Origin of the sequence: Nocardioides sp. NPDC006303, assembly GCF_040613175.1 — a bacterium.
Taxonomy (GTDB): Bacteria; Actinomycetota; Actinomycetes; order Propionibacteriales; family Nocardioidaceae; genus Nocardioides.
The window spans coordinates 1-21,454 of the sequence record NZ_JBEXRR010000018.1 but is presented as its reverse complement, the minus strand read 5'-3'; the positions used below and the strand labels follow the sequence as shown (position 1 = coordinate 21,454).

Here is a 21,454-nt window from a genome sequence, read left to right as displayed (position 1 = left end):
TTTCTGTTGGGGACGGGAGGTCAGAGGGAGATCCGGCCGGACCACAGGCCGAAGACGGCGAGCGCCGCTCCGATGAGGATCGCGCCGAACAGCGCGATCTCGGTGGGACTGAAGATCCGCTTGCCATGCTCGCTGCGTGCCTTGATGTACAGCAGCGACGCCGGCGCGAGGATCAGCGTCATCAGCAGCACGAACTTCAGCCCAGCGGCGTCGAAGAGGAAGAACGTGTACGCCGTCGCGATGCCGGCCACGATCGTCTCCTTGCGACGTACGCGCGCCGGCACCCCTTCGTACGCCTCGCCGGTCAGGCCGAGCTTGAGTGCGTACGCCGCGGCGAGCAGGTAGGGCAGGATCGCCAGGCTGGTGGCGAGATCGAGCATGAAGTTGAGCGCGTCGTTGACGAACAGTGTGAGGGCGAGGAGCGCCTGGACGCCCAGCGACGTCACCACGAGCGCGGTGATCGGGGTGCCGTTGCGGTTCTCCTGGCCCAGGAAGGCGGGCATGTCGTCGGCGCGGGCCGGGACGAACATGACCTCCGCGGCCATCAGCGTCCAGGCGAGGTAGGCGCCCAGGACGGACACGATCACCGCGACGCTGATGAACACCTCGCCCCAGTCGCCGACCACCGACTCGAAGACCCCGACCATCGACGGCTGCCGGGTGGCGGCCAGCTCCGGCTGTGGGACGACGGAGTAGCTGGAGAGGGTGACCAGCGCGAAGATCGACAGCACGCTGAGGAAGCCCAGCACGGTCGCCTTCCCGACGTCCTCGCGCTTCTTGGCGTACCGGGAGTAGACGCTGGCCCCTTCGATGCCGATGAAGACGAAGGTGGTGATCAGCATCGTGTTGCGGATCTGCTCGTCGAGGCTACCGAGATCGCCGTAGCCGGTGGCGACCCAGTTGTCGGCGAAGACTCCGGCGTCGAAGGAGATGAAGAGGACCACGATGAACACCAGGATCGGCAGGACCTTGAAGATCGTGACGATCCGGTTGATCACCGCTGCGTCCCGGACGCCGCGCGCGATCAGATAGTGGAAGAGCCACACGCCCACGGTCGAGAGCGCAACCGCGAGCACCGTGTCGCCGTCACCGAACCCGTCGAAGAAGGCGCCGATGGTGGCGCCGATGAAGACCCAGTAGAAGGTGTTGCCGGCGATGGAGCTCGCCCAGAAGCCGATCGCGGAGTTGAAGCCCGCGTAGTCGCCGAAGCCGGCCTTGGCGTAGATGAAGACACCGGAGTCGAGCTCGGGCTTGCGGATCGCGAGGCTCTGGAAGACGAAGGCCAGCATGAGCATCCCGGCGCCCGCGATCGCCCAGGCGATCAGCGAGCCGAGGATGCCGGTGGCGACCCCGAACCGGGCCGGCAGGGAGAAGACCCCGGCGCCGACCATCCCACCCACGACCATCGCGGTCAGGGTGGGGAGACTCATCTTCGCTGCAGCGGGGGCCTCGGTGGTGGCAGAGTCAGAACTCATGCCCTTGATCTGATGTCCGATCCGATCCGGCCACCTCACCCGGAACGTGTGATCCGCCCCGCTTCGCCTGCGACGACGCTGGGATGGTCCTGTGAAGGGAGACAATGATGGGCTTTCGAGACCGACGCGAGAAGCGCCAAGAGGAACGCGAGGCCTTCGGGCGCGGCGGGAGCGCCCACCGCTTCCAGATGCGCCAGAAGATGATCTCCATCGGTGACGACTACTGGATCGAGAACGAGGACGGCGACCGCATTTTCCGCGTCGACGGCAAGGCGTTGAGGCTGCGCGACACGTTCGATCTCGAGGATGCCCACGGCAACAAGATCTGCCGCATCCAGACCAGGGTCCTGCACATCCGGGACTCGATGGCGATCGAGGACGCCGACGGCGAGAAGCTCGCCCTCGTGCACAAGGCGCTCATCTCGCCCCTGCGTGACCGCTGGAAGGTCGACCGCGAGCAGGGTGAGGACTGGACGGTGCAGGGCAACATCGTCGACCACGAGTACGACATCGAGGCCGACGGACGCAAGATCGCCGAGGTGTCCAAGAAGTGGTTCCGCGTCCGGGACACCTACGGTGTCGAGGTCGCACCCGGCGAGGACGCAGCCCTCATCCTGGCCGTGACCGTCGCGGTCGATGCGATGGTTCATCCCGAGAAGTGACGCGGTCGACGTGCTGCGGAAGCGGTTGCGAAGGCAGCTGCGAGCGCCGTTCGCGGCGACGGCCGGCACGGTGGTGCTTTCCTGGGCGTCGCTGACGCCGTCACTGATGCCGCGGACAGCGCTCTTCCAGGCGCTGCTCACCGCGCTGTGCATGCTGGCCGGCTACGGCGCGGGCGCATTGGCGGGATGGCTGGTCCGCAGTTGCGGTGGCCGGTTGACCGGCCGGGCACGGGTGATCGCCTGGCGGGTTCTCGCCGGCATCGCCGTCGTCGGCACCCTGATCGTGCTGGGGCTGTCGTTGCGGTGGGAGAACGAGGTACGCGACCTGGTCGGTGTAGACCGGGTGGGCTTCTGGCACCTCGTGCTCACCGTGCTGATCACCGCGGTCCTGTTCGCGCTGCTGCTCGGACTGTCACGGGGGATCAGGGCGCTGGGCGGCTCGATCGGCCGGTTCGTCGGCCGCTTCCTTCCCGCCGCCGCATCGACCGTGATCGGCGGCCTGATCGCTGCAGTCCTGATCTACGAGCTGGCCATCGGGGTCGGCGGCAGCCGGCTGTTGGGAGCGCTCGACTCGAGCTTCGCCACGATCAACGAGGAGTTCAGGACCGACGTACCCGCGCCCACGGAGCCCGAGCTCACGGCCGGCCCGGCCTCGTCCCAGGCATGGGATGACCTGGGCCGCCAGGGACGGGTCTTCATCGCGAGCGCGCCGACCGCCGCGGACATCGGCGCGTTCACCCGGGAGCCTGCCCGGCAGCCGGTGCGCGCCTACATCGGGGCCGGTCCTGAAGGCGTCGACATCCGCGACGAGGCTCAGGCCGCGGTGGCCGAGCTCGACGCGCTCGGTGGCTTCGACCGCGCGGTGATCAATGTGGTGACCGGCACGGGCAGAGGCTGGGTCAACGAGAACCAGGCCCAGGCGCTGGAGTTCATGTGGGGTGGCGACACGGCGACGGTCAGCCTGCAGTACTCCTACCTCCCGAGCTGGATGTCCTTCGTCCTGGACCGCCAGCGTGCGCAGGATGCCGGCCTGGCGCTCTTCGACGCCGTCTACGGTCGCTGGCTGGAGATCCCCGAGGCAGAACGTCCGCTGCTGGTGGTGAGCGGGGAGAGCCTGGGCAGCTTCGGCGGCGAGGCCGCCTTCAGCGGAGCGCAGGATCTCGCGACCCGCACCGATGGCGCCCTGTTCGTGGGCCCGACCGCCGACAACCGGCTCTGGAGCCGGTTCACCGAGGAACGCGAGCCGGGCACCCCGCAGGTGCTGCCGATCCTGGACGACGGCGAGATCGTACGCTTCGCCGACCAGCCCGAGGAGTGGGACCTGCCCGGGGCCTGGGACGGCACCCGGATCGGGTATCTCCAGCACGCGAACGACCCCATCACCTGGTGGTCGCCGTCGCTGGCGCTGGACCGCCCCGACTGGCTGGAGGAGGAACGCGGCCGCGGCGTCTCCCCGAACGTACGCTGGATCCCTGGCGTGACGATGCTGCAGCTCGGAGTCGACCAGTTCTCGGCCAACTCGGTGCCGCGCGGGCAGGGCCATCAGTTCGGCACCGCACCGGTGCATGCCTGGGCGGAGATCCTGCCGCCCCAGGGATGGACAGATGAGCGCACCGACGAGCTGGCCGCGGTGATCGGCAACCGGGTGTGGCTGAGATGAGGCGTGGCGTTGCCAGATCCGGTCAGACGTGGGGCAGTCGATTCAGGACCGCACGTAGAGGTGGCCACCGGTCGCGACCTCGGCGAGTCACGGCATAAGCGCGCAGTCGCACTCTGGGGTCGGTCAAGGGCCGCACCGTGACGCCCCGCCGGGAGGTGCGTCCGCGCGGCAACAACGCGAGTCCGTGACCGGCGAGGATGAGGTCGTCCACGAGCTCGAGGGCGTCGACTCGGTGGACGACTCGGGGCGTGAATCCCGCCATCGACGCCAGCGTGCGCAGCACCTCCTCGTCGGCGGTGTGGCGCGAGTTCACGATCCAGTCTCGGTCGGCGTAGGTCGCAAGCGGAGCACGCGGCTCGTGCGCCGGCACTCCAAGGCCCCACTCGACCTCCCACAGCGCCACCGTGTCGTGGTCGCTGCGCCAGGAGGCCGGGGCGACGTTGTAGTCATAGACAAGAGCGAGATCGATGTCGTCGCGCGCGAGCAGTGCCAGTGCCTCGGGCGGCTCGTGCTCGTGCACCCGCACCTCGAGTCCGGGGTGAGCGTGCCGGAGACCGTCGATCGCGGGCATGAGGGAGCGCCGGATCGCGGTCGCGAAGCCAGCCACCCTGAGCACGCCGACCGGCTCCGCGTCCGGGTCGAGGTCGAGACGAGCGGCATCGACTGCCGCCAGGATGGTGACGGCGTGTTCGGCAAGACGATGGCCCGCCGGAGTGAGGCGTACGCGCCGGCCATCCGGCTCGATGAGGTCTGTGCCGACGTCCCGTGCGAGCGCCGCGATGGCCTGGGACACGCTGGACGTACTGGTGCCGATCTCGGCGGCGACCTCGTGCATCGAGCCGAGGCGAGAGAGTTCGAGCAACATCCGGAGCCGACGTACGTCCACAGGACCTATCGTTTCGGATTCATGAACGTAATGTCCAGCAATGTCACGTGGACACGAACGTATCTCATCGGGTCGACTGGACGGCATGACCACCACAGCTCCACGCTCCGCTCGTACCGGCACCTCCATGGCAATGGCGGCAATGCTCTGCGTACAACTGGGGCTCGCGGCATCTGTGGGCCTGATCGACCAGCTCGGCCCGACGGGCGTCGCCTGGCTGCGCCTGTCCTGGGCGGCTCTGCTGCTTCTCGTCCTCGTCCGGCCGCGTCTCTCGTCGTTCGGACGCGAGACGCTCCTGGCCGGTGTCGCTCTCGGCGTGGTTACCTCCGGCCTGACCCTGCTGTTCATGGCGGCTCTGACCCGGCTACCGCTCGGCACGGCCGCCGCGCTGGAGTTCCTGGGGCCGCTCGGGGTGGCCGTCCTCCGCAGCCGCGGCATCGCCCGGGCGTGGGCCCTTGTGGCCGCCGGTGGCGTGCTGTGCCTGACCCAGCCGTGGGATGGCGCCGTGGACGTGGTGGGTGTCGCCTTCGCCCTGGGTGCGGCCGCGTGCTGGGCGTCCTACATCTTGCTGACCCAGCGAATCGGCGATGCGGTCAGCGGCATCGGTGGGCTCGCGATCTCCATGCCGGTCGCGGCGGTGGTCGCCACCGTCGTGGTCGGACCTGGCATCGTGGGAAAGCTCACCCCGGAGCTGGTGCTCGCCGGCCTGGGGCTGGCCCTTCTGGTGCCGGTGGTGCCTTTCGCCCTGGAGATGCTGGCGCTACGTCGCCTCACCGCCGGTGCCTTCGGCACGCTCATGGCGCTCGAGCCGGCGCTCGCGCTGGTGATCGGGTTCGTCGCTCTCCATCAGGTGCCCAACCTCATCGCGGTATTCGGGATCGGGCTCGTGGTCGCGGCCGGCGTCGGAGCAGAGCGTGCCGGAGGCCGCAGTCCGTCTGGCCCGGCTGATGAGACTCCACACAGCGCCGCGGAGACGACGCTCCTGTGCGGTTAGTCCCGCCTTCGCGCTTAGCCCTGGCTGATCAGGTCCTGGGCGACGGTGCGTACGCGGTCGATGGGGACGGCGAAGCCGATGCCGATGTTGCCGCTGGGGCCGCCGAGGGTGGCGATGGAGGTGTTGATCCCGACGACGCGGCCCTGGAGGTCGACCAGCGGGCCGCCGGAGTTGCCGGGGTTGATGGCGGCGTCGGTCTGGATCATCTCGGGCCTCGATCCGGAGGAGCGGTGGGGTGAGCTGACGATGCCGGAGGTGACGGTGCCGTTGAGGCCGAGCGGTGAGCCGACGGCGATCACGGGCTGTCCGATCCGGAGGTTGCCGCTCTGACCGATGGTGGCGGCGCGTACGGCATTGGGGCTGGTGGCGATCACCGCGATGTCGTTGCGCTCGTCGCTGCCGATGACGCGGCCCGAGGTGGTGCTGCCGTCGGCGAGCACGAGGCTCACCGAGTCGGAGCCCTGGACCACGTGGGCGTTGGTGACCACGTGGCCGACGCCGTCGATGGCGACCCCGGACCCGGTGCCGCGGCCGGCCCGGACCTGCACCACGCTGGGCAGGATGCGCTGGGCGGCGGCCTCGGTGGCGTTGGTCGGCGCCCCTCCCTGGGGGTCTGGGGCCGGCGCGGCGATGGTGCCTGCGCCGGGCTCGCGGTCGGGAGCGATGAGGGTGATCGCGCCGCTGGTCGCCGCGCCCGCGACGACGGCCGCCGCGAGGGTAAGCGTAACGGTGCGGGTACGTCGCGGTCGCTTGGCCAGCGCGGCGGGCGGCTCCGGGTGAGCACCGGTCGACCGGCCCTGTGGAGGGGCATCGTCGGGGGAGCGTGGTGGGGCGACCAGCCGCACCCTGCCGTAGCGGTCACGCACCACACGTCGCGCCGGAGGGGGCGCCGACAGGGGGGTCGGGCTCGGCGCGGACGGTGGTGCCGGCGGGGGTGCGACTGGTCGGATCGGGGGTGGTGGCGGGGGCTGGAGCGGGCGGAGGGCGCGGGCGGGCGGCGCCGAGACGGTCCACTGCTGGGGTCCGGTGGGTCGGCCGAGGCCGGGCCCCGGCGATGCGGTGTCGTTCACGAGAGTGCCTTCCAGTCCTGGATTTCGGGGTGGCTAGATGAGCCGGGCGAACCAGCGCAGGGAGAGCGCGGCGGCGACGAAGGCGAGGACCATGGCGCCGATGACGATCCAGACCGTGATCTCGCGGTATTCGAGGTGGTAGCCGACGAGGGTGCCGATGTCGTCGTAGACCTCGCGCAGCTCGTCGGCACTGGAGGCGCGGTAGAACTCGCCGCCGGTGGTGTCGGCGAGCTCGCGCAGCGTGTCTTCGCGGACCTCGACCGACTGTCCGCCGGGCAGTGCGGCGCTGGATCCCTCCGTCCCGTAGGCGATCGTCGAGACCGGCAGCCCCGCCTCACTGGCGGCCTCGGCCGCGGCCACCGGGTTGCGACCTGCGGAGTTGCCGCCGTCGGAGAGGAGTACGAGGTGGGCCGGGGACCCGCTCTCGTCGGTGCCGTCCTCGGAGTCCTCGGAGCCGTCGGGCGAGGGTGAGGCGGACGGACCGCCTGCGGCGGCCTCGTCCAGGATCTGCCGCAGGTCGTTGACCGAGGAGTAGACGGCCTCGCCGATGGCGGTGCCTCCGTCGGGTGGGCCGAGACCTTCGACGCTCCGGGTGACCAGGGCATGGTCGGTGGTCGGGCTGGAGACGACGCGGGCACTGCTCGAGAAGCTGACGAGCCCGACGTTGTAGCGCGGTGGCAGCTGCTCGATGAAGTCGACGGCGGCTGCCTTGGCGGCCTCGAGACGGTTGGGTGGCATGTCCTCGGCCGACATCGAGGCGGAGGTGTCGATGGCGACCAGGATCGTGGCGCGTTCGTACGGCACCTGTGCCCGGACCTGCGGCTGGGTGGTGGCGACCGCCAGCAGGGCCAGGGCACCGACGACCAGGCCGGCGGCGAGGTGGCGGCGCCAGCGTGGACGGTGGGGGACGAGGCGCTCGAGCATGGGCGCGGTGGCGAACCGGAGGGCGTACTTGATCCGGCGGCGCTGCATCACCAGGTAGCCGATGGCGAGCAGGGCGACCGGGACCAGCGCGAGCAGGAACAGGGGCTGGGTGAGTCTCATCGAGGGCTCCTTCCGATCAGTGGGTGGCCGTGGCCGCGCGTGAGCGGGCCGGTCGGGGATGCCGTGCCCGGCGGCGCAGCAGGCGGATGAGCAGGCGTGCCCAGTCGTCGTCGGTGGAGACCCGGAGGTGGTCCGCACCGGCGGCCCGGAGAGCCTCCGCGTTGTGCTCGCGCAGCGACCTCATCGCCTCCGCGTACGCCGCCCGCAGCCGCGGGTCGGAGGTGTCGACCTCGTGCTGACGGCCGGTCTCTGGGTCGAGGATCGTGACGTGACCGACGGCGGGCAGGTCGAGCTCGCGAGGGTCGACGATCTCGACGACGATCACGTCGTGGCGCGCGGTGAGCCGCCGCAGCGGCGGCTCCCAGTCGAAGGACCGCTCCCAGATCCCGTCCGCGGGCAGCAGGTCGGACACGATCACCCGCAGCCCCGGGATCCGGGCGCGCCGGCCGAGCTCGACCAGCGCTGCGGCGAAGGTGGGGCCGGCGGTCGCCGCCTCGGACGTACGCGGCGAGGGTGGCTCCGTGGTCAGCAGCCGGCGGGCGACCCGGCGCCCGGTGGTCGGCGGGCGCCAACGTACGCCACCGGCATCGAGGATCCCGAGACCGACCCGGTTGCCGGGACCGTCGGCCACGATGCCGATCGCGGAGACGGTCGCCTCGGCGACCTCCACCTTCTCGGCGAGCGCGGTCCCGAAGGCCATGCTGGGCGTGCGGTCGACCAGGACCCAGGTCTCGAGCTCGTGCTCGGCCTGGGTGAGCCAGACGTGCGGATCGCCCAGGCGGGCGGTGGCGTTCCAATCGATGCGGCGTACGTCGTGGCCGGGGGAGTAGGGGACCAGCTCCTCGGCGTCGCTGCCCGGCCCGAGCCGCAGCCCGGCCGTCTCGCCCTGGAGCAGCCCGCTCACCCGGCGCTGGACGGTCAGGTCCAGCCTCCGGAAGGCGCCGTCGGGCGAACGTCGTGTCGCGTTCACGAGGCCAGCTCCGCATCGGGCGTCGTCTCGGCGGTCTCGGAGTCGTCGTCGCTCGGCGTCGCCCGCGGTTGCGGGACGACGGCGAGGACGGCGTCCACGACGGCGCGGGGGTCGACCCCGTCGGCCTCGGCGTCGAAGGTGAGCACCAGCCGGTGGGCCAGGATGTCGCCGGCCAGGTCGGCCACATCGCCCGGCAGCACGTAGTCGCGCCCGCGCAGCAGCGCCAGGGCACGACCTGCGGTGATGAGGCCGAGGCTGCCGCGGGCGCTGACGCCGTAGGCCAGCAGCCCCTCGAGGTGGCGGAGCCCGTAGGCATGCGGCGTACGCGTCGCCATGACGAGCTTGACGGCGTACTGCGCGACGGTGTGATGGACGAAGACCTGGTCCGCTCGTGACTGCAGGTGTCGCAGCGCGGTGGCGTCGAGGATCTGCTCGGCGCGCGGCGGCTGCGTGCCCATCCGCTGGATGATGGTCATCTCCTCGAGCTCGTCGACGTGGCCGACGTCGACCTTCAGCAGGAACCGGTCGCGCTGGGCCTCGGGCAGCCGGTAGACGCCGTCGTTCTCGATCGGGTTCTGGGTGGCGAGGACGAGGAAGGGGTCGGGCAGACGGTGGCTGTTGCCTCCGATGCTGACCTGGCGCTCCGCCATCGCCTCCAGCAGCGCCGACTGCACCTTGGCCGGGGCCCGGTTGATCTCGTCGGCGAGGACGAGGTTGGCGAAGACCGGTCCCAGCTCGGTGTCGAACTGCTCCGCCGACGGTCGCCAGACCCGGGTGCCGACGATGTCGGAGGGCATCAGGTCCGGAGTGAACTGGAGCCGGGCGAACGAGCCGCCGACGACGTCGGCGAGGGTGCGTACGGCCAGGGTCTTGGCGACGCCCGGCACACCCTCGAGCAGCACATGGCCGCGGGCCAGCAGCCCGACCAGCATCCGCTCGATCATCAGGTCCTGGCCCACGACGACGCGCTTGACCTCGAACAGCACCCGCTCGAGGACGGCAGTGGTCCCGATGTCGGACCGGATCGGCTCGGTGATCGGCTGCTTCTGCTCTGTCTCCCACATGGGGGACCTCCCTGGCTGGCTGTGTCCTGGATGGGTCTGCTGAGCACCGATCACATCGAAGAAGGGCGAAAACCAGCGGAAACGGCACCGAAAGCGATCCGAAAGAGCTGGGCGGAACCGATACCGAGCGATTACGTCCTACGCATGGGCGCCCGCCTGGCTACGCGCTACCGTTCTTGAGCGTGAGGGTCTTGATCGTCGAGGACCAGGCGGGCCTGGTCAGCGCCCTGCGGGTGGCGCTGCAGCGGGAGGGGTACGCCGTCGACGGGGCCGGGTCGGTCGCCGACGCCCTGGAGAAGCTCGGCGTGAACGCCTACGACCTCGTCGTCCTGGACATCAACCTGCCCGACGGCAGCGGCTTCGAGGTCGCCGCGGCGTTGCGTACGGGGGAGGTGGAGATCCCCGGCGAGGAGGCCCCACGGATCCTGATGCTCACCGCCCGCAACCGTCTCGACGACCGGGTCCGCGGCCTCGACGTGGGCGCTGACGACTACCTGACCAAGCCGTTCGAGCTGGCCGAGCTGACCGCGCGGCTGCGCGCGCTGCTGCGCCGGCCGAGCAGCGATGGCTCCGCTGTGCTGACGCACGGACCGATCCGGCTCGACACCGCCCGGCAGCTGGCCCGGCGCGGTGACCGGGAGCTCGGTCTGACCCTCAAGGAGTTCTCGGTCCTGCGCTACCTGATGACCCGGCCCGCCTACATCGTCTCGGCCGAGGAGCTCCTGGAGCACGTGTGGGACGAGAACGCCGACCCGTTCACCCAGACCGTGCGGGTCACCGTCGGCACCCTGCGCCGCAAACTGACCGTCGGCGAGGAGGCTCCGGCGCTCGAGACCGTCGTCGGTCGCGGCTACCGGCTGCGCGACCTGCCCGAGCTGGACCAGGGCGCGACCGCATGAGTGAGCGCTCGGGGCGGCTGATGCGGGTGCCCCGCTGGCTCCGTACGGTGCGGGTGCGGCTGACCCTGACGTACTCCTCGCTCCTGTTCGGGGTGACCGCGCTGCTCCTCGCCGGGGTCTACCTCGCGCTCTCCAGCAGCATCAGCGCGGCGCCGCTGGACCCGGTGACGGTCAAGAAGTTCGAGACCGAGGACGGCCACATCGTCTACAAGCCGGGGCAGGAGTTCCAGGCCGCGGACTTCGCCGATGTCCAGGAGGCGGTCAACTACGCCTCGCTCCAGACGCTGCGCAACTACTCGATCATCGCGCTGATCGTGATGTTCGTGCTCAGCCTGGCGATCGGGTGGTGGGTGGCGGGGCGCGCGCTGCGGCCGGTCGGCGCGATCACCCGCACCGCCCAGGAGATCAACGCCTCCGACCTCACCCGGCGCATCGGCGCGACCGGACCGCACGACGAACTGCGTACGCTCGCCGACACCATCGACTCCATGCTCGCCCGCCTCGACCGGGCGTTCTCCGACCAGCGCCGGTTCGTCGAGGACGTCTCTCACGAGCTGCGCAATCCGGTCTCCCTCATCCACACCAACGTCGAGGCGGTCCTCGCCAACGATCGCTCCACGATCCCCGAACGGCGCGAGGCCAGCCTGGTCGTGCTCCAGGCGACTCGCCGGATGCGCCGCCTCCTCGAGGACCTGCTGGCCATCGCCCGCAGCCGTTCGGAGGCCTTCACCGACCGTCAGGTCGACCTGGCCGGAGCCGTCACCGCTGCTGTTCGGGAGTACCGGCTGCCGGCGGAGGCACGCGGCCTCGGCGTGGTCGAGCGCAGCCATGGTGGACCGGTCGTCGTCGGCGACCCCGACGCGCTGCAGCGCATCATGGCCAACCTGCTGTCCAACGCGGTGAGACTCGCCCCGCCCGGCTCCACCCTCACGGTCGGCATGGGCAGCCAAGACGGCTGGGCCTGGGCCGCGGTCGCCGACGAGGGACCGGGGATCGACGAGGCGAACCAGGAACGCGTCTTCGACCGGTTCTACCGCGGGAACGGTACGTCCGGCGACGACGCGGTCACCGACGGATCGGGCCTCGGCCTCTCCATCGCCCGCCAGATCGCCGAGAGCCACGAGGGCCGGCTCGTGCTGGTCAGCCACGGCACAGCCGGGAGCACCTTCGTGCTCTGGCTCCCCGACCACGCCATGAACCGTTCGGCCGGGCGCACCGACGCGCCACCCGAGGGTGACCCGCTGCTCGGCTGAGCGGCAGGGGTGCCCTGACAGTGCCTCCCACCGGGGCGGCGTACGGACCTACCGTTTGAGGAGTGAGCATGAGAACAGCATCGACGTGGTCTGGCGTACGAGCTCTCGCCCCCGTGGTTCTGCTCGGAGCCGTCACCAGCGCCTGCATGAACGCCACGGTCCAGGTGGACCCGGCGCCCACGCCTCCCGCCGAGCCGACGACCTACTACGGCACGGTCGAGAAGGTCGAGACGGTCGAGGAAGCCCGCTGGTCGACGACGTACGCTGACGACCGGACGTACGAGACGTGGGACGACTGCTGGGCGAGCTGAACCAAGGCCGGCACCGATGCGCGGCTACCGCGTCCCGAGCAGCTGGCGGGCCATCACGAGACGCTGGATCTGGTTGGTGCCTTCGTAGATCTGGGTGATCTTGGCGTCACGCATCATGCGCTCGAGGGGGAAGTCCTGGGTGTAGCCGGCTCCGCCGAGGAGCTGGACGGCGTCGACGGTGATCTCCATGGCGGTGTCGCTGGCGAAGCACTTGGCGGCTGCCCCGAAGAAGGGCAGGTCGCTGGCATGCCGCTGGGACTTGGCGGCGGCGATGTAGACGAGCTGGCGGGCGGCCTCGAGCTTCATGGCCATGTCGGCGAGCATGAACTGGATCCCCTGGAAGTCGGCGATGTGCTTGCCGAACTGCTGGCGTTCCTGGACGTAGGCCAGGGCGTGGTCGAGGGCGCCCTGGGCGATGCCGACGGCCTGGGCGGCGATGGTGATGCGGGTGTGGTCCAGGGTGCGGAGGGCGAGCTGGAGGCCGGTGCCGGGTTCGCCGATGATGCGGTCGCCGGGCAGGTAGACGGCGTCGAACATCAGCTCGCAGGTGGGGGAGCCCTTGATGCCCAGTTTCTTCTCGGGGGCGCCGATGGTGAAACCCTCGTCGCTGTTCTCCACCACGAAGGCGCTCACGTTGGATCCGCGTCGGCCGTTGGGATCGGTGACGGCGAGGACCGTGTAGTAGTCGGAGATGCCGGCGTTGCTGATCCACGACTTCTGGCCGCTCAGCACCCAGTGGTCGCCGTCGAGGACGGCACGGGTCTTCATGGAGGCGGTGTCGGAGCCGGCCTCGCGCTCGGAGAGGGCGTAGGAGAACGTCGAGGTGCCTGCGGCGAGCGGTGGGAGATAGCGCTGGTTGAGGCTCTCGGAGCCGGCCAGGATGAGCGGGAGGCTGCCGAGCTTGTTGACCGCGGGGATCAGGGAGGAGGAGGCGCACACGCGGGCGATCTCCTCGATGATGATGCAGGTCGCCAGGGCATCGGCGCCCTCGCCTCCGTACTCCTCGGGCACGTGGGCCGCGTGCAGCCCGGAGGCGACGAGCGCGTCGTAGGCCTCGGTCGGGAACCTGGCGGCTGCGTCGACCTCTGCGGCGTACGGAGCGATCTTGTTCACCGCGATCGCGCGCACGGCCTCGCGTAGGTCGAGGTGGTGGTCGGCGAGCTCGAGGTAGGGAAAGTCGTCGGACATGGTGCCTCCTGGGTCAGTAGTGGTAGAAGCCGCGGCCGGTCTTGCGGCCCAGCAGACCGGCGTCGACCATGCGCGCGAGGAGCGGCGGCGGGGCGTAGAGCGGCTCCTTGAACTCCTCGTAGAGCGACTCGGCCACGGCCTTGGTCGTGTCCAGCCCGATGAGGTCCGCGAGTGCCAGCGGTCCCTGGGGGTGGGCCGCGCCGCGTACGAGGCCCTGGTCGATGTCCTCGGCGGTCGCGAACCCGGACTCCAGCATCCGGATCGCGGAGAGCACGAACGGGATCAGCAGCGCGTTGACCACGAAGCCCGCCCGGTCCTGGGAGTCGATGGGGTGCTTGCCGAGGTCGTTCTCGACGAACGAACGCACCCGGTCGGTCGTCTCCGGCGCGGTCAGCAGGCTGGGCACGAGCTCCACCAGGGAGAGCACGGGGACGGGGTTGAAGAAGTGCAGCCCGATCACCTGCCCTGGCCGCTCGGTGGCGACGGCGAGCTTCATGATCGGGATGGACGAGGTGTTGGAGGCCAGGACGGCCTCGGGGTCGGTGACGATGGCGTCGAGCCGGGTGAAGAGCGCCGTCTTGGCGGCTTCGTCCTCGACGATCGCCTCGATGACCAGGTCGCGGTCGGCGAGTGCTTCCAGGTCGCTGCTGACGGTGATGCGCTCCAGCACCTCGGCGGCGTCGCTGATCTTGCCGCGCTGCTCGGCCCGTTCGAGGGAGGCCCGCAGCCGGTCGAGGCCGGCCTCGGCAGCCGCGGGGTTGGCATCGATGAGGACGACGTCCTTGCCGGCGCGCGCGGCGACCTCGGCGATGCCGGCACCCATCAGTCCGGCGCCGACGACGCCGACGCGGTTGAACCCGTTCATGTGCAGCCTCCTATTGTTGGTACGCCGTACCTTATAGACGGAACGGCGTACCAACAAGTAGGTTCAGGTCATGAGCGAGAAGCCTCGATCAGCGACGACGAAGGACCGCCTGGTCGCCGCGGCGTACGAACTCTTCGAGGAACGCGGCTTCGACGCGACGACCGCCGAGGACATCGCGCGTCGCGCCGGCGTCGGGCGTACGACCTTCTTCCGCGCGTTCGGGTCCAAGGACGACGTGATCTTCCCTGAGCACGACCTGCTGCTCGGTCGCATCGACGAGCGCCTGGCCGCCGCGACCCCGGCCACGCGCGCGCTCGCGCTGAGTGAGGCGGCGCGCGTGGTGCTGCGTCACTACCTCGACGAGGGGGAGCTGGCGCGAGCGCGCTACCGCCTGGTCGGCTCGGTTCCCGCCCTCCGCGCCCGGGAGACGGGTGGCATCCAGCAGTACCAGCGGCTGTTCGCGCGCTGGCTCCGGGAGTGGATGTCCCACCTGCCCGACGGACACCTTCGCGCCGACCTGCTGGCTGCCGACCTCGTGACCGCCCACAACTACGTGCTCCGACGCTGGCTCCGGGACCAGACCTCCGACCCCGAGAGCGAGTTCGACCAGGCGATGCGGGTCGCCCTCGAGCGCTATCAGCCCTCAGGGCTCGAGCCATCCTCCGCAGTGGTCGTCCTACGCACCTCGGCCACGCCCGCGGCCATCCAGGCGCAGTTGCAGCCCTTGCTGGACGACGAAACGCCCTGAGCCGAGAGACGCTTCGGTCTATCTGGTGGTGATCTCTGCGAACGGCAGTGGGCAGCAGTCGCTGCTCGCGCACTCGTGCAGGTCGTCGCAGCCAGCGTCGAGGGCGGCGCGGAGGTTGTCTCGGATCGCGGTGAGGTCCGCCATCCGAGCCTCGACCTCGACGAGCTTGGCTCGAGCGCGCACCTGGAGCCCGGAGTCTCGTCCTCGACGCCGGCCGACCTCGATCAGGTCTGCCACCTCGTCGAGGGTGAACCCGAGCCGTTGGGCTGCCTTGATGATCCGCAGAGTCTGTACGGCCCGCTCGTCATAGAGCCGATGCCCGCCCGGACTTCGGTCCGGCTGATCGATCAGCCCGCGGCGCTCGTAGTAGCGCAGCGTCTCCTTGTTGACGCCGGCGGCCTGAGCGACGTCGTTGATCCGCAGGCTCACGACGAGAGCTCCGCGGCTCGCTCGGCCAGGGCGTCCAGGATCTCCTGGCGCGCGCACGGCACCGAGATGTCGAAGGTGAGGTCCTGGTCGGTGCCCTCGATGGTGAAGGTGAAGAACGAGCAGCACGCGGTCTCGCGTGCGGCGAGGTCGCGGACCCGCTCGAGGAGACCCTCCGTGCCGGCGAGGTGCAGGCGTACGTCGTTTCCGCGGCGTCGAACGCTGCGGACCGACGTGGCGAACAGGGCATCGAACTCCGCCAGCCGTAGCGGGCGCTCGGCGGTCGGCATCGTGCACGCGTCGGTGGTCAGCAAGCTCTCCATACCGACAACGGTAAACCCGGACCTGGGTACAGGTTGCAAGTCCGGGCACCGTCGTCGTCAGCGCTTGGCCAGGACGAGCGCGTACGCCTCCTCCGGATCGGTCCACCAGCGAAGGTCGCGGAATCCCGCCGCGGTGAGCTCGAGTGCGGCGATGCTTCGCCGGAACTTGCAGGACAGCTCGGTGAGGAGCTCTTCACCCTCGTCGAACTTGATGTCGAGGTCGAGCTCGCGCAGCTCCACGCGGGTGGGTTCCTGGGCGACGAGTCGCATCTCGATCCGTTCCTCGTCGGTGTTCCAGCGCGCCAGGTGCCGGAACCCGTCGAGGTCGAAGTCGGCGCCCAGGCTCTGGTTGAGGACGCGCAGAGCGTTGAGGTTGAACTCGGCGGTCACCCCGGCGGAATCGTCGTAGGCGGCGACCAGCTGCCCGGGGTCCTTGACCAGGTCCAGCCCGAGCAGCAGACCTTCCCCGGGCTGCATGGCGGCGGCGACCGATCCCAGGAACCGTTCGCGTCCCGGGCGGTCGTAGTTGCCCAGCGTGCTGCCGAGCAGTGCGATCAGCCGGCGTCCCGGGGTCGGCAGCTGCCCGAGATGCTGGTCGAAGTCGGCGACGACACCGTGCAGCGCGAGCCCCGGCCGATCCTCGGCGAGCGCATCCATCGCCTGGGTGAGCGCGCTGGCGCTGACATCGACCGGGACGTACGTCGTCAGCCGGCCGGTCTGGGTCAGCGCGTCGAGCAGGAGCCGGGTCTTCTCCGAGGAGCCGGATCCGAGCTCGAGAAGCACCTCGGCATCGGCGGCCTCGGCGATCTCCCGCGCATGCTCGGTCAGCAGCGCCCGTTCGGTGCGGGTCGGGTAGTACTCGGGCAGCCGGGTGATCTCCTCGAACAGCTCCGAGCCACGCTCGTCGTAGAAGTACTTCGGTGGGAGCCACTTCGGCGCCGCGCTCAAGCCGGTGCGTGCGTCCTCCGCGAGGCTCTGGCGCAGGTCCTCGGCTGTCAACAGGGTGGTGAGCCTGCTCCCGGCTGGTGTGCTGGTGCTGGTCTGGCCGTTGCTGTCGAGGGTCACGCGAGGTTCTCCTTCGGGTTGTGATGAGGTTGGTCGAGCCGCCACCAGGTGGGCCCGCACGGGCTGAGGACGCCGATGGTGCGCGGCGGGATCGGGGTGGACGGAGCGCCTGCCAGCGGACGGCTGCTGACGACGTACTCCCAGGACGCCGGCTCGACCAGGTGGCTGCCCTCGTCGCCGGTCAGCAGGGCGAGGTCCTCCCCGTCGCTGAGGAGAACCGAGTAGCCGCCGACTGCTATCTCGTTGGCGACCTGGACCACGGCAGAGCCGATCGGCAGGCTTTCCTGCTGCGCCTTGTCGAGGATGAGCGTCCACGAGTTGTCGATGGTGCCGCTGACCGCAGCGGTCCATGGACCGAGCCGCAGCGGAGCGGGGCAGTAGTCGTGATCACAGGCCCAGTCGACGTGTGTCTGGCCCTGTCCGAGGATGCCGCGATGGGCACAGGTGACGGCAGCCGACCAGGTCACGCACGACGCCCGTCGTCGGCGAGCCGGAGGCCGGTGACCGGCCAGCGCGCACCAGGCGGGAAGAAGTTGCGGTACGAGGCTCGGGTGTGTCCCGGCGGGGTGAGCGCGCAGCCGCCGCGGAGCACCATCTGGCTCGACATGAACTTTCCGTTGTACTCACCGATCGCGCCGGCGGCGGGGTGGAAGCCCGGGTAGGGCAGGTAGGCCGAGGAGGTCCACTCCCAGCAGTCCCCGAAGAGCTGTCGCAGACCGCCGGTCGCGGGGCCGGCCGCGCGCGGGTGGAAGCTGTCCCGGTCGGCGAGGTTGCCGGACACCTCGTACGTCCGGGCGGCGTGCTCCCACTCGGCCTCGGTCGGGAGGCGCTTGCCGGCCCAGGTGGCGTACGCGTCGGCCTCGTAGTGGCTCAGGTGGCAGACCGGCAGCCCCGGGTCGAGCGGTGAGGTGCCGTGCAGGGTGTGCTCGAACCACTCTCCGTCGAGCTCGCGCCAGTAGAAGGGCGCGTCCCAGCTTTCGGCGTTGACCCGCGCCCACCCGTCCGAGAGCCACAGCTCGGGGCGTCGGTAGCCACCGTCGGCCATGAAGTCGAGCCATTCGCCATTGGTGATCAACCGATCGGCGAGCCGGTACGGCTCCAGCCACTGCTGATGCCGTGGCAGCTCGTTGTCGAAGCAGAACCCACCGCCCTCGGACCCGATCTCGACCAGACCGCCGTCGAGATCGACCCACCCCAGCCGGTCGGTCCCGTCACCCGCGACCGGGCGCCCGGCGTACGTCGGCTGCAGCGGGTTGAGAGACAGCACGTGCTTGATGTCCATCAGCAGCAGCTCCTGGTGCTGCTGCTCGTGGTGGAAGCCGAGCTCGATGGTCGGGGCGAGCTTGGCGAAGGTGCCCTCGTCCACGCGGTCGAGCAGGTCCCTGACCCGGTCGTCGACGTTGCGCCGGTAGTCGCCGACCTCGTACGCGCCGGGGCGGCTGATCACGCCACGCATCGGCCTCGCGTACCGCGGCCCGACCTGCTCGTAGTAGCTGTTGAAGAGGAACCAGTACTTGTCCTGGAACGGTGTGAAGCCGGGCTCGTTCTCCGCCAGCACGAAGGTCTCGAAGAACCAGGTCACGTGCGCGCGATGCCACTTGGTCGGCGAGACGTCCGGCATCGACTGGACGGTCTGGTCCTCGGGGGAGAGGGGTGCGGCGAGGCGTTCGGTGTCGGCCCGGACTTCGTCGAAGCGGGCGATCGCAGTGGTCGTGTCCATCTCACGTCTCCTGACGGTGGAGGGTCGAGTACGGCGAGTGCTACGAACTACTCTGCCTGGTCGCCCAACCCTCGCCACCCGCTTTTAGCGGGTGCGGCGACCGGGTCGATACCGGCCCCGGTGTGCAGTCGGGGCACCTAGAATCTGGGTCGTGCAGGAGCTTCGGACGGCGGCGTGGACACGCGGCGCGCGCTTTGCCCCGTCGCGGCGAGCCGATGAGTAAGCACCGAGCTGCACCTCGCCGCCGAGGTCGAAGACGTACGGCAGGCGGCTTCGCCGTTCTCGCGGTCCTCCTCACCGGAACGGCCGTGGCTGTCCCGCTGGTCTCGACGGCGGAGGACGGCGATCCGAGCGACAGCACCGAGCGCGTCGCGGTCGCCTCGGATGTCACCTCGCCCGCTGTGTCTCCGACGCCGGGGACCAAGGGGCTCAACGGCGAGGTCGCCGCAGTCGAGGGTCGCGTACCCCGACCGAGCGAGCCGCCCGCATCGTCGGTGTCGATACCCGAGCGCGGGCCGGGCAGATTCGACATCGCCGACGCCCCATCCAGCCCGATCGAGAACGCGACGACGTACCGGGTCGAGGTGGAAGAGGGACTGCCCTACGCGACCGACGAGGTCGCACGCTTCATCCAGGCCACGCTCGCAGACAAGCGCGGCTGGGCGGCCAAGCACCGGCTCGTACGCGTCGACGGTCACGCCGACCTGCGGATCGTTCTCGCCACACCCGAGACCACCGACGCCCTGTGTGCGCCGCTCGAGACCGATGGTCGACTGTCCTGCCGCAACGGCAGCGATGTCGTACTCAACGCTTGGCGGTGGCACTTCGGCGCCGACAGCTACGCAGACAACCTGGCGGACTACCGGCGGTACGTGGTCAACCATGAGACCGGTCACGCCCTCGGCTACCCGCACGTGAAGTGCCCGGGCAACGCCGCGCCCGCCCCGGTGATGCTGCAACAGACCAAGGGGCTGGACGGCTGCGCCGCCAATCCGTGGCCGGCCCGCGCGGATCTGGCTGGGCACTGAGCTGCACGAGCTCCCGGCCGCAGCTCGCGCCTCAGCAGATGGCGTCTGCGGCTGAATCGCAGGCGCTGAGGATCCGCTCGGTGACCTCGTCGACCTCGCCGAGACCGTCGACCTCGACGATGAGGCCTCGGTTGCGGTAGGCGTCGATGAGCGGCGCCGTCTGCTCGAGGTAGATCTCTTGACGGCGTCGGATGATGTCCTCGGTGTCATCGGCGCGGCCCTCGATCCGGGCACGCTGCAGCAGCCGCTCGACCACCTCGTCCTCGTCGACGACGAGGCTGATGACGACGTCGAGGTCGTGGCCCGTGGGGCTGATCATCCCGTCGAGCTCCTCGACCTGTGCGAGCGTGCGGGGATAGCCGTCGAGAAGAAAGCCGTTGGTCGCGTCGGGCTCGCCGATCCGGTCGCGAACCATGTTGTTGGTGACCTCGTCCGGCACGTACTCGCCGGCGTCCAGGTAGCGCTTGGCCTCCAGACCGAGTGGAGTGGCCAGCGATACGTTGGCGCGGAAGATGTCGCCGGTGGAGATGGCCGGGATGCCGAAGTGCTGGGCGAGGTGCTTGGCCTGGGTGCCCTTACCAGCGCCGGGCGGGCCCATGATGATGATCCGCATCAGACGTCCCCCATGATCCTGTGATCGCCGGCGGCACGTTGCGCACAGGCACGGCACGTCTCGGGAGACGTCATGTCGACGGGGAGCTCCCAGAAGGTGTACCAGAGCGCTGTCGGTTCTCCGCAGGCCGTTCGTTGGGCGCCGTTCCTTCGGATGTGGACCGTGCCCCACGGCAGTCGGTGGCGAGAGTGCCGCGGTTGTGTCTGAGGCGCCGTCGCGAGCCACTGCATGCCCACGGCGCCACGTGACTGAGGCCTGGGGAGAGTTGCCGGCGCTGGTGTCATCATGGATCCCTTCAGCTACTTGATCTCGGCGATGACGGCGCCGTTGGCGACGGTCTCGCCGACGGTGGCGTTGAGGCCGGTGATGGTGCCGCTCTTGTGGGCTTTGAGGGGTTGTTCCATCTTCATGGCTTCGATGACCACCACGACGTCGCCCTCGGTGACGTCTTGGCCTTCTTCGACGGCGATCTTGACGATGGTGCCCTGCATCGGCGAGGTCACGGAGTCGCCGGAGGCCGCAGCCCCGGCCTTCTTCGCCGACCGCTTCGGCTTCTTCGCAGCACCCGCACCGCCACCGACCGCGAGCCCGCCGAGTCCGGCGGGCAGGGAGACGTTGAGGCGTTTGCCGCCGACCTCGACCACCACGGTCTGCCGCTCGCCATCCTCGGCCGGCTCACCGTGGGTGCCGGCGTAGGGGGTGATCTGGTTGTCGAAGTCGGTCTCGATCCAGGTGGTGTAGACCTCGAAGGACCCGTTCTCCGCGGTGTAGGCGGGGTCGGTGACGACCGCCTGGTGGAAGGGGATCACGGTGGGCATCCCGTCGACCTGGAACTCCTCCAGGGCACGGCGGGAGCGCTCCAGGGCCTGGGTGCGGTCGCGGCCGGAGACGATCAGCTTGGCGATCAACGAGTCGAACGCGCCGGGGATGGTCTCGCCCTTCTCATAGCCTCCGTCGAGGCGTACGCCGGGGCCGGCCGGGGGTGCCCATTGGGTGAGGGTGCCGGGGGCGGGCATGAAGTTGTTGCCGCCGTCTTCGGCGTTGATGCGGAACTCGATGGAGTGGCCGCGGACCTCGGGGTCGTCATAGCCGAGTTCTTCGCCGGCGGCGATGCGGAACATCTCGCGGACGAGGTCGATGCCGGTGACTTCCTCGGAGACGCAGTGTTCGACCTGGAGGCGGGTGTTGAC

The 21,454-nt window shown here is 69.9% G+C and carries 23 protein-coding genes; 8 read left to right on the top strand and 15 right to left on the bottom strand.

Going from position 1 to position 21,454, the window contains the following annotated elements; genetic code table 11:
• Positions 1-20 precede the first annotated feature (20 nt).
• Positions 21-1,475 (bottom strand): basic amino acid/polyamine antiporter, encoded by a 1,455-nt coding sequence (locus ABZY89_RS15405; protein ID WP_355228478.1) that lies wholly within the window; start codon positions 1,473-1,475, stop codon positions 21-23.
• A 107-nt stretch (positions 1,476-1,582) separates the two neighbouring features.
• Here ABZY89_RS15405 and ABZY89_RS15400 point away from each other — a divergent pair, with 107 nt between their 5' ends.
• Both ABZY89_RS15400 and ABZY89_RS15395 read left to right on the top strand, forming a co-directional pair.
• Positions 1,583-2,137, top strand: a complete 555-nt coding sequence (locus tag ABZY89_RS15400; protein WP_355228476.1) for an LURP-one-related family protein — start codon at positions 1,583-1,585, stop codon at positions 2,135-2,137.
• Entirely contained in the window at positions 2,112-3,797 is a 1,686-nt protein-coding gene (locus ABZY89_RS15395; protein WP_355228474.1) for an alpha/beta-hydrolase family protein, read from the top strand. The genes ABZY89_RS15400 and ABZY89_RS15395 overlap by 26 nt, the downstream gene beginning before the upstream one ends.
• A gap of 22 nt (positions 3,798-3,819) precedes the next feature.
• Here the strand turns inward: ABZY89_RS15395 and ABZY89_RS15390 are convergent, their stop codons facing one another.
• Positions 3,820-4,662, bottom strand: a complete 843-nt coding sequence (locus ABZY89_RS15390) for a LysR substrate-binding domain-containing protein (protein WP_355228655.1) — start codon at positions 4,660-4,662, stop codon at positions 3,820-3,822.
• Between the two features lie 106 nt (positions 4,663-4,768).
• Between ABZY89_RS15390 and ABZY89_RS15385 the strand changes: the two genes are divergently transcribed.
• A complete protein-coding gene (locus ABZY89_RS15385) occupies positions 4,769-5,677 on the top strand; it encodes an EamA family transporter (protein WP_355228472.1) in 909 nt (302 codons plus the stop codon).
• A gap of 14 nt (positions 5,678-5,691) precedes the next feature.
• On the opposite strand, the gene ABZY89_RS15380 is transcribed toward ABZY89_RS15385, so the two are convergent.
• The 4 genes from ABZY89_RS15380 to ABZY89_RS15365 form a co-directional block, all read right to left on the bottom strand.
• Positions 5,692-6,543, bottom strand: coding sequence for a trypsin-like peptidase domain-containing protein (locus ABZY89_RS15380; RefSeq protein ID WP_355228470.1), 852 nt, complete (start codon positions 6,541-6,543; stop codon positions 5,692-5,694).
• A gap of 237 nt (positions 6,544-6,780) precedes the next feature.
• Positions 6,781-7,791, bottom strand: coding sequence for a VWA domain-containing protein (locus ABZY89_RS15375; protein WP_355228469.1), 1,011 nt, complete (start codon positions 7,789-7,791; stop codon positions 6,781-6,783).
• Positions 7,792-7,807: 16 nt separating this feature from the next.
• Positions 7,808-8,761: a DUF58 domain-containing protein gene (locus tag ABZY89_RS15370; protein ID WP_355228467.1), complete on the bottom strand. Its 954-nt coding sequence runs from the start codon at positions 8,759-8,761 to the stop codon at positions 7,808-7,810.
• Complete coding sequence (locus ABZY89_RS15365; RefSeq protein WP_355228465.1) at positions 8,758-9,825, bottom strand: AAA family ATPase; 1,068 nt, start codon at positions 9,823-9,825, stop codon at positions 8,758-8,760. Before ABZY89_RS15365 ends, ABZY89_RS15370 begins: the two co-directional genes overlap by 4 nt.
• Before the next feature lie 182 nt (positions 9,826-10,007).
• Here ABZY89_RS15365 and ABZY89_RS15360 point away from each other — a divergent pair, with 182 nt between their 5' ends.
• From ABZY89_RS15360 to ABZY89_RS15350, 3 genes are all read left to right on the top strand, one after another.
• Positions 10,008-10,724: a response regulator transcription factor gene (locus ABZY89_RS15360; protein WP_355228464.1), complete on the top strand. Its 717-nt coding sequence runs from the start codon at positions 10,008-10,010 to the stop codon at positions 10,722-10,724.
• The gene (locus ABZY89_RS15355; protein WP_355228463.1) at positions 10,721-11,977 is read left to right on the top strand and encodes a HAMP domain-containing sensor histidine kinase; all 1,257 of its coding nucleotides are present in this window, start codon (positions 10,721-10,723) and stop codon (positions 11,975-11,977) included. The genes ABZY89_RS15360 and ABZY89_RS15355 overlap by 4 nt, the downstream gene beginning before the upstream one ends.
• Before the next feature lie 68 nt (positions 11,978-12,045).
• Positions 12,046-12,288: a hypothetical protein gene (locus tag ABZY89_RS15350; protein WP_355228461.1), complete on the top strand. Its 243-nt coding sequence runs from the start codon at positions 12,046-12,048 to the stop codon at positions 12,286-12,288.
• A gap of 24 nt (positions 12,289-12,312) precedes the next feature.
• On the opposite strand, the gene ABZY89_RS15345 is transcribed toward ABZY89_RS15350, so the two are convergent.
• Both ABZY89_RS15345 and ABZY89_RS15340 read right to left on the bottom strand, forming a co-directional pair.
• Positions 12,313-13,476 carry an acyl-CoA dehydrogenase family protein gene (locus ABZY89_RS15345; protein ID WP_355228459.1) on the bottom strand — a complete coding sequence of 388 codons (1,164 nt, stop codon included), beginning with the start codon at positions 13,474-13,476 and terminating at the stop codon, positions 12,313-12,315.
• A gap of 13 nt (positions 13,477-13,489) precedes the next feature.
• Positions 13,490-14,341 carry a 3-hydroxybutyryl-CoA dehydrogenase gene (locus ABZY89_RS15340; protein WP_355228458.1) on the bottom strand — a complete coding sequence of 284 codons (852 nt, stop codon included), beginning with the start codon at positions 14,339-14,341 and terminating at the stop codon, positions 13,490-13,492.
• 70 nt (positions 14,342-14,411) lie between these two features.
• On the opposite strand from ABZY89_RS15340, the gene ABZY89_RS15335 reads away from it, so the two are divergent.
• Positions 14,412-15,089 carry a TetR family transcriptional regulator gene (locus ABZY89_RS15335; RefSeq protein WP_355228456.1) on the top strand — a complete coding sequence of 226 codons (678 nt, stop codon included), beginning with the start codon at positions 14,412-14,414 and terminating at the stop codon, positions 15,087-15,089.
• An 18-nt stretch (positions 15,090-15,107) separates the two neighbouring features.
• Here ABZY89_RS15335 and ABZY89_RS15330 read toward each other — a convergent pair whose 3' ends face one another.
• The 5 genes from ABZY89_RS15330 to egtB are packed head-to-tail and all read right to left on the bottom strand — an operon-like array spanning position 15,108 to position 18,623.
• Complete coding sequence (locus tag ABZY89_RS15330; RefSeq protein WP_355228454.1) at positions 15,108-15,518, bottom strand: MerR family transcriptional regulator; 411 nt, start codon at positions 15,516-15,518, stop codon at positions 15,108-15,110.
• Entirely contained in the window at positions 15,515-15,838 is a 324-nt protein-coding gene (locus ABZY89_RS15325) for a hypothetical protein (RefSeq protein ID WP_355228453.1), read from the bottom strand. Before ABZY89_RS15325 ends, ABZY89_RS15330 begins: the two co-directional genes overlap by 4 nt.
• A gap of 57 nt (positions 15,839-15,895) precedes the next feature.
• Positions 15,896-16,903, bottom strand: coding sequence for an L-histidine N(alpha)-methyltransferase (gene egtD / locus ABZY89_RS15320; protein ID WP_355228451.1), 1,008 nt, complete (start codon positions 16,901-16,903; stop codon positions 15,896-15,898).
• Positions 16,900-17,370 (bottom strand): hypothetical protein, encoded by a 471-nt coding sequence (locus ABZY89_RS15315; protein WP_355228450.1) that lies wholly within the window; start codon positions 17,368-17,370, stop codon positions 16,900-16,902. The genes egtD and ABZY89_RS15315 overlap by 4 nt, the downstream gene beginning before the upstream one ends.
• On the bottom strand, positions 17,367-18,623 hold the full coding sequence (gene egtB / locus ABZY89_RS15310; RefSeq protein WP_355228448.1) for an ergothioneine biosynthesis protein EgtB: 1,257 nt from the start codon (positions 18,621-18,623) through the stop codon (positions 17,367-17,369). The genes ABZY89_RS15315 and egtB overlap by 4 nt, the downstream gene beginning before the upstream one ends.
• 215 nt (positions 18,624-18,838) lie before the next feature.
• Here egtB and ABZY89_RS15305 point away from each other — a divergent pair, with 215 nt between their 5' ends.
• The gene (locus ABZY89_RS15305) at positions 18,839-19,651 is read left to right on the top strand and encodes a DUF3152 domain-containing protein (RefSeq protein WP_355228447.1); all 813 of its coding nucleotides are present in this window, start codon (positions 18,839-18,841) and stop codon (positions 19,649-19,651) included.
• A gap of 31 nt (positions 19,652-19,682) precedes the next feature.
• On the opposite strand, the gene ABZY89_RS15300 is transcribed toward ABZY89_RS15305, so the two are convergent.
• Both ABZY89_RS15300 and ABZY89_RS15295 read right to left on the bottom strand, forming a co-directional pair.
• Complete coding sequence (locus ABZY89_RS15300; RefSeq protein WP_355228445.1) at positions 19,683-20,264, bottom strand: adenylate kinase; 582 nt, start codon at positions 20,262-20,264, stop codon at positions 19,683-19,685.
• Between the two features lie 299 nt (positions 20,265-20,563).
• The coding region (locus ABZY89_RS15295; RefSeq protein ID WP_355228444.1) for a biotin/lipoyl-containing protein at positions 20,564-21,454 on the bottom strand (891 nt) is incomplete at its 5' end.

What these genes read in the sequence shown, in the direction of transcription:
- ABZY89_RS15405 (WP_355228478.1), bottom strand. Translation starts at nt 1,475, where the DNA reads ATGAGTTCTGACTCTGCCACCACCGAGGCCCCCGCTGCAGCGAAGATG.
- ABZY89_RS15345 (WP_355228459.1), bottom strand. Translation starts at nt 13,476, where the DNA reads ATGTCCGACGACTTTCCCTACCTCGAGCTCGCCGACCACCACCTCGAC.
- ABZY89_RS15385 (WP_355228472.1), top strand. Translation starts at nt 4,769, where the DNA reads ATGACCACCACAGCTCCACGCTCCGCTCGTACCGGCACCTCCATGGCA.
- egtB (WP_355228448.1), bottom strand. Translation starts at nt 18,623, where the DNA reads ATGGACACGACCACTGCGATCGCCCGCTTCGACGAAGTCCGGGCCGAC.
- ABZY89_RS15400 (WP_355228476.1), top strand. Translation starts at nt 1,583, where the DNA reads ATGGGCTTTCGAGACCGACGCGAGAAGCGCCAAGAGGAACGCGAGGCC.
- ABZY89_RS15340 (WP_355228458.1), bottom strand. Translation starts at nt 14,341, where the DNA reads ATGAACGGGTTCAACCGCGTCGGCGTCGTCGGCGCCGGACTGATGGGT.
- ABZY89_RS15395 (WP_355228474.1), top strand. Translation starts at nt 2,112, where the DNA reads ATGCGATGGTTCATCCCGAGAAGTGACGCGGTCGACGTGCTGCGGAAG.
- ABZY89_RS15390 (WP_355228655.1), bottom strand. Translation starts at nt 4,662, where the DNA reads ATGTTGCTCGAACTCTCTCGCCTCGGCTCGATGCACGAGGTCGCCGCC.
- ABZY89_RS15305 (WP_355228447.1), top strand. Translation starts at nt 18,839, where the DNA reads ATGAGTAAGCACCGAGCTGCACCTCGCCGCCGAGGTCGAAGACGTACG.
- ABZY89_RS15300 (WP_355228445.1), bottom strand. Translation starts at nt 20,264, where the DNA reads ATGCGGATCATCATCATGGGCCCGCCCGGCGCTGGTAAGGGCACCCAG.
- ABZY89_RS15350 (WP_355228461.1), top strand. Translation starts at nt 12,046, where the DNA reads ATGAGAACAGCATCGACGTGGTCTGGCGTACGAGCTCTCGCCCCCGTG.
- ABZY89_RS15355 (WP_355228463.1), top strand. Translation starts at nt 10,721, where the DNA reads ATGAGTGAGCGCTCGGGGCGGCTGATGCGGGTGCCCCGCTGGCTCCGT.
- ABZY89_RS15335 (WP_355228456.1), top strand. Translation starts at nt 14,412, where the DNA reads ATGAGCGAGAAGCCTCGATCAGCGACGACGAAGGACCGCCTGGTCGCC.
- ABZY89_RS15325 (WP_355228453.1), bottom strand. Translation starts at nt 15,838, where the DNA reads ATGGAGAGCTTGCTGACCACCGACGCGTGCACGATGCCGACCGCCGAG.
- ABZY89_RS15365 (WP_355228465.1), bottom strand. Translation starts at nt 9,825, where the DNA reads ATGTGGGAGACAGAGCAGAAGCAGCCGATCACCGAGCCGATCCGGTCC.
- ABZY89_RS15375 (WP_355228469.1), bottom strand. Translation starts at nt 7,791, where the DNA reads ATGAGACTCACCCAGCCCCTGTTCCTGCTCGCGCTGGTCCCGGTCGCC.